The sequence below is a fragment of the Streptomyces sp. NPDC053431 genome (assembly GCF_044544925.1).
In the GTDB taxonomy this organism is placed as follows: Bacteria; Actinomycetota; Actinomycetes; order Streptomycetales; family Streptomycetaceae; genus Streptomyces.
Window position 1 is genome coordinate 1 of sequence record NZ_JBITXX010000046.1, and the last position, 11,091, is coordinate 11,091.

Annotated in this window: 9 protein-coding genes and 1 pseudogene; 3 read left to right on the forward strand and 7 right to left on the reverse strand. The window is 64.0% G+C overall.

Features of this window, described 5'->3' with window-relative positions; translation table 11 throughout:
* Window positions 1–511: 511 nt before the first annotated feature.
* From ACIGXE_RS36945 to ACIGXE_RS36970, 6 genes and pseudogenes are all read right to left on the reverse strand, one after another.
* Entirely contained in the window at window positions 512–1,591 is a 1,080-nt protein-coding gene (locus tag ACIGXE_RS36945; RefSeq protein ID WP_399754523.1) for a tetratricopeptide repeat protein, read from the reverse strand.
* The gene (locus tag ACIGXE_RS36950) at window positions 1,588–2,865 is read right to left on the reverse strand and encodes an MFS transporter (RefSeq protein ID WP_399754525.1); all 1,278 of its coding nucleotides are present in this window, start codon (window positions 2,863–2,865) and stop codon (window positions 1,588–1,590) included. Before ACIGXE_RS36950 ends, ACIGXE_RS36945 begins: the two co-directional genes overlap by 4 nt.
* Window positions 2,866–3,074: 209 nt before the next feature.
* On the reverse strand, window positions 3,075–3,215 hold the full coding sequence (locus tag ACIGXE_RS36955) for a hypothetical protein (RefSeq protein WP_399754527.1): 141 nt from the start codon (window positions 3,213–3,215) through the stop codon (window positions 3,075–3,077).
* Window positions 3,216–3,379: 164 nt separating this feature from the next.
* Window positions 3,380–4,550 (reverse strand): annotated as a pseudogene (locus ACIGXE_RS36960) (IS3 family transposase).
* Window positions 4,551–5,827: 1,277 nt separating this feature from the next.
* Entirely contained in the window at window positions 5,828–6,478 is a 651-nt protein-coding gene (locus ACIGXE_RS36965; protein WP_399754528.1) for a prephenate dehydratase, read from the reverse strand.
* Between the two features lie 19 nt (window positions 6,479–6,497).
* A complete protein-coding gene (locus ACIGXE_RS36970; RefSeq protein ID WP_399754530.1) occupies window positions 6,498–7,682 on the reverse strand; it encodes a thiolase family protein in 1,185 nt (394 codons plus the stop codon).
* 487 nt (window positions 7,683–8,169) lie between these two features.
* Between ACIGXE_RS36970 and ACIGXE_RS36975 the strand changes: the two genes are divergently transcribed.
* From ACIGXE_RS36975 to ACIGXE_RS36985, 3 genes are all read left to right on the forward strand, one after another.
* Complete coding sequence (locus ACIGXE_RS36975; RefSeq protein ID WP_399754535.1) at window positions 8,170–8,484, forward strand: hypothetical protein; 315 nt, start codon at window positions 8,170–8,172, stop codon at window positions 8,482–8,484.
* Window positions 8,485–9,039: 555 nt separating this feature from the next.
* Complete coding sequence (locus ACIGXE_RS36980) at window positions 9,040–9,495, forward strand: hypothetical protein (protein WP_399754531.1); 456 nt, start codon at window positions 9,040–9,042, stop codon at window positions 9,493–9,495.
* 220 nt (window positions 9,496–9,715) lie between these two features.
* Complete coding sequence (locus tag ACIGXE_RS36985; RefSeq protein ID WP_399754533.1) at window positions 9,716–9,877, forward strand: transposase; 162 nt, start codon at window positions 9,716–9,718, stop codon at window positions 9,875–9,877.
* 571 nt (window positions 9,878–10,448) lie between these two features.
* Here ACIGXE_RS36985 and ACIGXE_RS36990 read toward each other — a convergent pair.
* On the reverse strand, window positions 10,449–10,886 hold the full coding sequence (locus ACIGXE_RS36990; RefSeq protein WP_399754536.1) for a phosphopantetheine-binding protein: 438 nt from the start codon (window positions 10,884–10,886) through the stop codon (window positions 10,449–10,451).
* Between the last annotated feature and the right edge of the window lie 205 nt (window positions 10,887–11,091).

Here is an 11,091-nt window from a genome sequence, read left to right on the forward strand (position 1 = left end):
TTCGCCGCTTGCTCCCCGCATTGCGGGGAGGCTGCCAGGACGCGAGGGCCCCGCCCCGGCGGCCGGCCGGGGCGGGCACTCTCACGCCAGCTTCGGCCGGGGAGATCATGGTGAAGCAGCGGGTGCGGCAAGCGGAGGCGGCCGTGCCGCGGGCGGCGCGGCGAGACGGGCTGTGTGTCACGCTCCGGGGCGGTGTGCTCTCCGGTCTCGTCACGTCCCGCTGGCCGGCTGGGCAGGGGCTGCGGATGGCCCGCCATGGGCGCAAGCCTCTCTCGACTCTGGGACAGCGGGTTCTGAGAAGCGAACGGGCCCGGCCGCTGATTGTTGATCTTGCTCGCGCACAGGACCGCCTCCACCCGCATTTTCGGGGTGCGGTCCCGCCTTTAGACGCCGACACGTCAGCAGTACGCACCTGTCCATACCTGCACAAAAAAGCCGACCACCCCCTGTCATTGTGCGGCGTCCTTGTGCCTGCGGGGCGTGCCTGACGGGCGGGTATGTGGCCTGGGGCTCAGCCTGCCCAGCCTGGGGCGCCTTCCGGCAGGGCGTTGTTGATAGCGGTGAGGGTGGGGTGTCCGGGCTGCACCGTGTCCTTCAGGAGTGTGTGGGCTCGTTCGGTGAGGACGCGGGCACTGTCGAGGTCATGCTGCGCACGCCGCAGGTGGGCCAGGTTATGCAGGACAGGGGCAAGTTCGGGATGCTGAGGGCCTAAAGCAGCCTCCAAGATGGTCAACGCGCGCTGAAAGCAGGCCTCGGCTTCACGGCCTGCGTCCCCGTCCTGGATGACGGCGGCCAGATTGCTCAGGGCGATGGCGGTTTCGTAGTGATCCGGGCCATAGAAGTCCTCGAAGACGGCCAGGGCCTCGCGCAGCAGTTGTTCAGCTTCCTCACGCCGGCCCAGTTCGAAAAGGATGGGTGCCAGTGCGGCTCGGTCGGCGGCGACGTCCGGGTGGCCAGGACCCAAAGCCCGTTCGCGGATCGCCACTGCCCGTCGTGCCGGTTCTTCAGCGGCTTGGTAGCTGCCGCGGGCATGCGCCAGTCCGCCGAGGTTGTGATAGATGGTGGCCAGCTCCGGATCGTCGGGACCAAGGCACCCCTGCAGAAGCGTCAGCGCCTGCATGTAGGAGCGGGCGGCCTGGTCGAAGTCTCCCGCATACTTCCCGACCATACCCAGTTCGTTGTAGACCGCAGCGACGTCCAGAGGATCGGCCGCCGCCCCCGCCGTGCGCTCGAGAGCGCCGAGCAGAACCTCCCCGGCCTGGGCATAGTGTCCCTGAGAGCGGTGCAGCGCGCCCAGCAGCGTACTGGCATGCAGATGCAGGCACACCCCGTCGGGCACGGCCAGCTGCTGTGCCGCCTGCGCGGCAGCCTTGCCAAACTTCTGCGCCGCCGCGGTCAGGTCGCCCGCGTCCTGCTCCACCAAGCCGCTGATCACGGCCGTGTTGGCCAGGGCCAAGGGCCCCGCCGCAGCGGCCAGAGCCTCAGCGCGCCTAATCAGCGCCCGGGCGGCGAGCTGGTCTCCGCCATCCAGGGCTTGCAAGCACTGTTCAAGGAGCGCGGACACCTTCGGGGATCCATTGCTGCGGGTCATGTGGTGACCTCCTTCGGCGCCGCTGCAGTACCGAGTCCGGCCGGCCCCGGACCGGCTGAGGGGGGATCAATGAGATCAGCGGCCAGCGGCAGCCGGCGCCTGACCGAAGCGGCCAGCAGGCCCGCCGCGGCGCAGCCGAAGACAAGCCCGGCCAGCAGAAGGGTGGTCAGGCCATGCTGGAGCAGGAGGCCCGCCAGAGCCGGACCGGCAGCAAAGCCGACGGTATAGGCAAACGCGGCCGCACCGTTGTAGCGGCCACGCAGCGCCTCCGGGGCGATGCCGTTCACCAGGGCAGGCAGCGTCGGCGCAAACAGCGTCTCGCCCAGGCCGAAGACCACCGCAGCCAGTATGAACGCCACAGCAGCCGTACCGGCTTTCAGGTGCCCCCCGGCCAGCACCAGAGCCCACGACAGCGCCCACAAGCAGCACAGCACCCCGATCGCGGCAGTACGGCGGCGTCCGCGGACCAGCCTAAGCACGACCAGCTGAACCAAGGTCACCGTCACCGTGTTAGCCGTGAACGCCACACCGACCAGGCCCGCGCTCAATCCCGCCCCAGTCGCCAGAACGGGAAAAGACGCATTGAACTGGGCAAAGCCCACCGCCACCAGCACAGCCAGCAGCACCCACAACCGTACGAACAGCCAATCCCGCAACACCGCCCGGTACCCGCCACCCGCAACCCGAGCACCGGCGTCCACCATGCCGCCATCCGAAGCCATGACGACAGCAGTGATATGACTGCCGCCGACCAGTCCCAGCAGCGCAACCGCCAGCACAAAGCTCGCCGCGTCCAGCAGATACAGCAGCACGAACGAGCCCGGACGAGCTACATCCACCAGCCACGCCGCACTGAGCCCACCCACCGCCAGCCCCAGATTAAGCATCGCATGCCGCATCGCGAACACCCCAGACCGGCCCTGCTCAGGCACCAGCCGGGCTAGCAGAGCGTCCTGCGCCGGTAAGGCCATCGCAGCTCCCAGCCCCGAGACCGCGGCGGCTGCAAACGCCTGCCACGGCTGGGAGGCCAGTGCCAGCCCGCAGGCCCCACACGCCGCCACCACCCAGCCTGCCGCCAGCACTCGCCGAGGCCCGGACCGGTCCACCCAGGCACCTCCGAGCGGATTGCCCACCAGACCGGCAAACGCCACCATCGCCGTGGCAACTCCCGCCACATCCAGCCCTAATCCCCGCACCGCATGCAGGTACACCATCAAAAACGGAAGCGTCAGCCCAGTCCCCACCGCCGACAGCGCATCCGCTCCCAGCGCCACCCACGCGTTCCGCGGCAACACCGGAATCCAGCCTCGACCTACCAACCCGCCACCTCACACACGCGCCCGCACCCAACGACAGGGCCGGGCCCAGCACCCCAACGAATGCACCAGACCCGGCCCAGGACGACCAGCCATCAGACGCCAAACCGCTCACACCGCCGGACGACCAGCTCACCAGCAGGCAGACAGCCCGCCAGCCACAATTCTCAACCGGCCACGACAATCTGGTTGTGGTTGTAGTTCAGAGCGCGGCGGCGGACCACCACGTTGTGGTTGTAGTTCAGAGCGCGGCGGCGGACCACCATGTTGTGGTTGTAGTTCAAAGCACGGCGGCGGATGGCAATCATTTCTACTCCTCATTACCTAGTGGGTTGATCCTCCGAGCGATGCAGCATCTGAAGGATCAACCCAACGATGTTCGTCGTCTCGAGGGATGCGATAAGACCTTCAGGTCGAGTCGCATTGCCATCTTGCCTGCCTGCATAGGGTGCCGACCTGAGCAGCCATCTCCCTAATCGATCGCTGCGATGGTTGTCTCGTGGGCGGTGGAGCGGCGTTGTCCGAAGCGGGGGTGGCGGCGCCGGGTAGGTGTTGTAGCGGTGGAGCCATCGGAGGCGTCGAGGCGGGCCTCGCGTTCGCTGGGCCAGCTCTTGCGGCTTTGGAGCGTTTCGCGTTTGAAGGTCGCGTTCAAAGACTCGGCGAGCGCGTCCGCGCTGGACTCGGTCGCGCCTATGCTCTGGACCCCCCCTTCTGACCTGCGGGCTTCGGCGAATGCCCGGCTCATGTATTGCGAGCCGTGGTTGGTGTGCATGGCCGGTCAGGCTTCCGCGGGTCCGCTGGGCGGCGGGGAGCGCGGCGGTGACGAGATCGGTTCGTATGTGATCGGCGATTGCCCAGCGGCCAGGCGCCGTGAGGCGAGGTCGATGACGGTGGTGGGGTAGCAGAACTTCCTGCCGTCCAGGGGCACGAGGTGATGTCACCGACGTACTTCGTGTTCACCTCAGTCGCGGTGAAGTCCCGGCCGATCAGGTCGGCGGCCTTCGCTGCGGCCTGACCCGGGATGGTGGTGCGGTGTCTGCGACGCAGCCGCAGGCCCTCGATTCATGCTCCGCATGAGGCGTGAGATCCGCTTGTGAATGACCCACTTGCCCGTCTCGTGGAGCTCGGCGGTGATCCTCGGGACGCCGTAAGTACCGTTCGATTCGCTGTGCACGGTCCGTAGGCGTGCCGCGAGCCGGGCAGCAGCCTTTTGACGAGCGGCCCGGTCGGCGGCTGTCGAGCGCCAGTAGTAGAAGCTGGAGCGGGCGATGCCTAGGAGGGCGAACAGCCGCTTCACGCCGTGGCGGCGCTGGTGGTCGGGGACGAACTGGAAGCAATTCACCAATGTGTCTCCCCGGTGAAATACTTCCTCGCTTTCCGATGGATCTCGCGCTCCTCCTCGAGTTCGCGGATCTCTTTCGGGCCCAGCGAGCTCCGGCTCCAGCGGCGACGATGGCTCAGCGGGCGCGTCCCACCCCCACGTCCCCGTGGCCTGCTCGCGCCGGCTGCCCTGATCCAGTTCCGCAGAGTTTCCAGGTTGACCTCAGATCATAGGCGATCTGCTTAATCGTCGCTGCTGGCCGCGACTGGTACAGCGCGACCGCGTCCGCCTTGAACTCCGGCGGATAGTTCTTCATGACCACGAGATGTCCGTCCTCAGATCCTCAGGATCCCGTGTCTCGTGTGTCCAGGATCAGGGGTCAGGTCCTCTCGCCAGCGGAAACACGTACTCGCAGGACTTCGCGGCAGCCCTGACGCGCCCGCCCGCACGTTCCCCTTCCAAAGCGCCAACAGTCCACGGACCGGTGCTCCGTTGCGGGCAGCTGGACCATCGCCACGACGTCGTGACCAGCCCATGCCTGATCACCAAGACTCTGAAACGGCTCTGGTCGCGCAGCTTGCGCTCAGACCTGCGGGCTGGCATCTGGTTGCCAGCACATTTGCAACGAGTGCAGCGTTTCCCCTTTCCTGGACCGACCGTTCGCGGTGAACATTGGTCCATCGGCGAGGAAGTGCACCTGCCACTGCAAAGGGACAGGTCGTCGGTGACCGCGGTTCCGGGACTGCACCGCTGGCGGACGACGCGAAAAAGCTACGTAAGATTCCGGAAGGTACTCCTGGGAAAGACCAGGTAATGGCAGGAGTCCTTGCGATAGCAGCGGCAGCGATTCAGCATAGGTGTCGGAACCGCGCAAGCCGAAGAATCGACATCATATGCGGGTTTTCGAGTGATTATTCGATGCCCTATTTGTATCACCTCAGAGAGGATGACGGTATGCAACAACACTTACGCAATCACGGGCTGGGGGCGACCTCGACCGAGGCTGACAAGGCCATGATCTGACGAAAGAATCAGGTAATGGCTTGAGAATTCATGAATAAATCTAACGTGTCAGATGGGGAAGAGATTTCAGACGTCTTCTGTCGGGCTAGATTCATCAGCTCCCACGCTGACCGTTTTGGTATGGACGGGTGAGGGTCGATAATTAACCCGATGGACCATTCAATGTACTTACGAGTTCTGAGCCTTAGGTCGTTTGCACGGCCGGCCGGTTCGGTTTCGCCGCCCGCCTCGTCCCCACGACCGCGCCGCGGGGCACGGGCCGGTGGGCCCCCTTCGCGTCCGGGCCCCGGGGGAGGGCGGTCAGACCTCGCTGGGAGGCTTGGTGTGCGCTGCCTGCGCCGTTCCTCCAGTTTCCCTCTCCGCAGCGCTTCGCGTTGTCGGGATACCCACCTGCCCAGCGGAACCGATGTGGCCGCCCCGATTCCGGCCTCACCACAAGACACGGCGTGAAGGCCGCTGATCTCTTGACACCTCAGACCCGCCAGGGGAATCTGCCCGCCACCGGTCCGAAACGGGGTTTAGCCGACCAGCCTAGACCGGCCCCAGCCACCCTGCCTGACAACGGCCTGCACCAGCTCAGGCCGCAGAACTCTCACCAGAGCACTCACCTGATCCGCGCACAGCCGCGGCCAGAATAAACCGTGTTACAGCTTCATCCGCATCAGATATTCCCTCGGCGAGAGATCGTAATTTCCACCGCTGAGCTGCAGATACTCCAGCCAAGGCGGCATCGAACTCCCCTTGAGCGACGCGGCGGGCAGCTTCAGAGTTCGAGCTCGTTGAGCACCAGTCGGCCTGAGGTAAATGCTTCTTCAGCCATTGGCGTGTTTGAGGAAGAGCGTGGGGATGGCCGGCAACGGTTCGTATGTCGCTCATGCTGAGGTCCTGTCGTGCCAGCAGGGAGAAGGTGATAGCCATAGCGACTTCGCAGGTCACGTCGAGCCAGGGCGGCCCCTGCCGCAGGCATAGCACGGTCTCTGCAACTGGACCTGCGACCGAGTTTTCCATCGGCACCATCGCAGCGTCCGCCTCGCGGTATCGGACAGAGTCCAGCGCGTCGGTCACGGTAGCCTTGGGCGACAGCTCTGCCCATCTGGCGCAAGGCAACCCGAGAAGGGCCTCATGTGTGAACGAGCCCTCTGGCCCTAGATAGGCGATCCGTTTTATGTCTGCTCGCGTGGCCAGGGGGGCGCGGGAAGGTGCCGCGCCCATTCCGGGATCTATCATCTAGCGACCCGATCCAAGCTCAGTACAGAGCCTCAAGAATAGTGGCATTGGCCAACCCCCCTGCTTCACACATCGTCTGCAGGCCGTAGCGTGCACCCCTGCCACGCATAGAGTGAACAAGGGATGCCATCAGGCGAGTGCCACTAGCACCTACGGGGTGCCCCAAAGCAATCGCCCCACCATTTACGTTGACCTTTTCCGTGTCCGCTCCGGTTTCCTTCAGCCACGCAAGCACTACGCTGGCGAAGGCCTCACTCACCTCAAACAGATCAATATCCGATAGCTCGAGACCTGCCCGGCGCAACACCTGCTCTGTAGCTGGAATTATTCCAGTCAGCATCAAAAGCGGATCGGCCCCGGCGGCTGCGAAGCTGTGCAGCCGGGCCAGAGGTTTGAGGCCCAGCCTATGTGCATTGGCGCTGGTGGTGATCAGAACTGCAGAGGCGCCATCGCTTAAGGGGCTGCTGTTGCCAGCCGTAACGGACCACTCGATTTGTGGAAACCGGTCAGAGACTTCTGGGTCAGCGAACGCCGGCCGAAGCTTGCTCAAACTTTCAGGGGTGGCATCCGGACGGACAGACTCATCAGCCGTAACGGTCCCGCGTGTAGTGCTGACAGGCACGATTTCCGAGCGCAGACGGCCTTCGGCGTATGCTGCCGCAGCCTTTTGATGGGAAGTCGCGGCATACGCGTCCATCTCGGCCCGGCTAAGAGACCACTGAGCTGCAACCAGCTCGGCGCTGATCCCCGGATGAACAAGACCGCCCGGGTATCGCTGAACAATCCCTGGACCGAACGGGTCCGTACCGGGGGGAGTGTGCGACCCCATAGGTACCCTGCTCATAGACTCGACCCCGCAGGCTACGGCCATTTCGTAGGCCCCAGAGAGCACACCCTGAGCAGCAAAGTGAACCGCCTGCTGGGAAGAACCACACTGGCGGTCCACTGTCGTCGCCGGTACAGACTCAGGCAGCCCGGCCGTCAGCCATGCCCAACGGGTAATGTTCTTGGCCTGCTCTCCTACTTGCTCGACGCACCCGCCGATCACGTCATCAACCGCAGAGGGATCTACATCGCTGCGGTCTATGAGTTCCCTGAGCGTGTGGCCCAGCAGTTCGACCGGATGAACGCCTGTCAGGGCACCTCTGTCCCTTCCTTTCCCATTGGGCGTCCGAACGGCTTGCACGATTACCGCATCACGCATAGCGGGACTCCTCATGCTGGTACTCCTGGGCGGTGCGTCTGCGATGCCAGCCGCTGGAACTAGCCACTTAAGCCAACGGCCAGCGCGGCCGTCTGCCTCTCAAATCACCCTCCGGCAGCCCCCCGGGGCCAGGCATGAGCATTCCCTACTCCCAGACATTAGTGTTGGAAATAACTCATACCGGTCACACTCAGTAGGCGGCATCTCCTGCTGTGTGCAGCGCGGTCGATGTCGGAGCGCGGAGAAGCGGACCGGCCGTCGGGTGGTGTTTGAGGCGTCTGTAGCGTGTCCGTGCACGCTCATGATCAGGGTTGGCGGAGGGCGTCCCCGCAGAGCTCGCCGTTGGCGATTGGCCCTGCTGGTCCCTTCGGCGCGGGCGGGTGCGCGAAGGTCTCCCGGGCAGATCTGGCCGCGATGAAGGAGATGCTCGACCAGGCCGCCGAAGACGGCGGCCCGCCCTGGACCCCGCCCCGGCTCGGCAGCGTGGCTGGAGCGCCAGCGCGGGGTCGAGATTCGCCCTGCTCGCCTGTCCTTGCTGCTCAAAGCGGACGGCTTCCGCTATAAACGGACCCGCACCACCGTGCGGCACAGAGCCGACGAAGCCCTCCAGCAGATCGCAAAGGCTCAGCTGGAGGACCTGCGGCTGTTGACCTCTACTACCTGGACGAGGCCGGCTTCTCGCCGACCCTGCCCACCGGCTACACCTGGGCCCGCCTCGGCACGCGGGCGATCGTGGCCCAGGAAGCCACCTCCGGCCGATTGGTCCATGCCCCCTCGGCGCCCCGCGCGCCGACGGCCCTGACCCGAAGCTGGTCTTCCGTACCACCACTGGCAAGATCACCGCCGAGGTTCGCTGGACTCCTGTACACCCAGGTCCCCGGACTGGCTGACCACAACGACAACGCATCCGCCCATGTCAGCCGCGTCGTCAAGGAGCCCGGCCCCTTTTGGAAGTCCACGGTGTCACCCTCTTCTACCTGCCGCCCTAGAGTCCCGAGCTCAACCGGATCGCGCGCGTGTGGGCAGGTGAAGTACGAAGGCATCCCCCTCCGCGCCTATCCCTCGATCGAGGAACTACAGGCCACCGTCGACCAAGCCCCTCACCCACCGCAACGCCCAACTCCGCACACAGCCGACTTACGCAAGACCGCTAGTCGCGGTTCTACCGCCGGGTCAAATCACAGAGTGACTGACCAACTGCCGGAGGACCGCGTGCGTCGCAGCCACGCATTCGCAGGTGATTTGGAAATGGAGTGGTAATTACTCATGGCGGGACTAGCGTGTGCCGAGGTAGGTAGATTAACGTGAGTTTCAGTAGGTCAATGTTCTATCCTTCATACTGTGAAGTGGAGGCATAATGAGAAAGCACCTGGTGATAGCTGCAGCTGCAGCAGCAGCCGCGCTGGGGGCGGCTTTTGCGCCGTTAGCTTCCGCTGGTCCGCCTAATGTTCCCCTGACGCACCCCACTCTCGAAACCTTCGCCAGAGTGAATCCGAACGGGCATGTGGCAATGTCTAGCGGCATGACAGGAGTGAGTGTAACTCGGCCACCTCAGGGCGCTATATTTCACGAGGGTGTGTACTGTTTTGATGGATTTACTTTCACGCCCGATGGGGCAAATGTGACGCTCGATAACATGTCAGGGGCAAATCCTACCGACACTAACCGTCTTCCTGTTGCAGTTGTTGGTCTTGGAAACTCGGGAGGATGCCCCGCAGGTACCGATCTGACTGTCATGCTCGATGATCCGCTAACTTCAGCTCCAGTCAGGGATTTCGGGTTCTTTATTAGCGTATATGATATTGTCGTGTGAAACGCATTAATAGGGGAGCGCGGCTAGAAATCCGGAGTTATTTCGCCCCGCACAGCGGTTTCTCAGTGCCAGCGACAGCGACCCTTTGCCCATCCTCAGCCGTAGCTGGTCAGATGAGGGTGGCGCCTGAGCGCGGGTCAACAAGGCCTGGAGTGGGCTTGATCCGCTTTGACGGGCATCAGAGATCAGGGGTTTCGGCCCCGGAAGGATGATGTTCGTCATGGAGAGTATGGGGAGGAAGAAGCCACGCCCTCGCCGCTCGTTCACGTCGGAGTTCAAGGCCGAGATCGTTGAGCTGTGTCGTCGTGGGGATCGCTCGGTCGGTGAGGTCGCGAAAGACTTCGACCTCACCGAGACCGCGGTCCGCGACTGGGTGAAGTAGGCCGAGATCGACGCCGGTGAACGTGATGGGCTGACCAGCGCTGAACGTGAGGAGCTGGCCGCACTGCGGCGGGAGAATCGCAGGCTGACGTCGACATCCTCAAGCGGGCGACGGCTTTCTTCGCGACGGAGACCCGGTGAACGTGGACCCGTTCATCGAGGCGGCGAAAACCGCAGGTCACAACGTCAAACGGACGTGTGAGCTCCTCGAGGTCTCCAGAACCGCCTACTATGCCCGCCGCACTGGCGCCTCTAGCCCCTGAGCGGTGTGGGACGCCGAGCTGACCGAGCAGATCACCGCTGTCCGGACCCGAGCCACACCTTCGGTCCCTCTGGCGGCGCTGCAGACAAGCAACCGCCTGACACTGCCACTACCAGCGAAGAACCAGCTCAAGACATGAACCGCTGCTGGAGTATTAATCGCCAGACAACGCTGATGTTACATCAGTTCATGCAGCCGACGAGTCGTCGCTGGCGACCTTGATGCGACGTTCTCTGAAGCCAGCGGCAGGGGCAGTGGCCGATATCTCAGCCACGACCCCTCCACCTTGGTCAATCACGTCGGCAGGCCGTCATGCAGGTTGATTGGCCGCGCGATCAGCATTTTCGGCGTCGTCCCCTCGGGGGCGTCCAGCCCGCAGAGTGCGTATGTGGGCGCTGAAGGTGCGGATGGTGGGGTGGGCGAACAGGTCGGTCATGCGAAGCCGGGGTAGCCGGAAGCGCTCGGTGACGAGCTGGTGGATCTGTGCCACGTGCAGTGAGGCCCCACCGATGTCGAATAGGCGTTCGTCTGGGCGGATATGGTCGACCATGATCACACTCCTCCAGATCGCGGCGACTTCTGCTTCTACCTCCCCGCCGTCAAGGTTTGAAGCGATTCCGGGCAGGGGCGTGGTCTGTGGTACTGGCAGTGCTGTCCGGTCGATTTTGGCGTTTCCGTTCAGGGGGAACTGAGCTTGTTCAACCTGAGCCCGGCATTCAGAGCCGAGACGGCTTTGACCTGTATCGATGCCAAAGTCTTGTCACTCGATCGGTGGCGAGTTGAACAAGCTCACTGATCCAGGACCACGTGCTTGTTCATTGGTGAGTCTGGAGGGTGAGGATGGCTCTGGCGATTGACGTCATCCGGTTGGGGTTGTGGCGGGCTTTGCGGAGGATCCGCCATGTCTTGACCGATGCGATGGCTCTCTCGATCGGCCACCTGAGCCGCGAGTG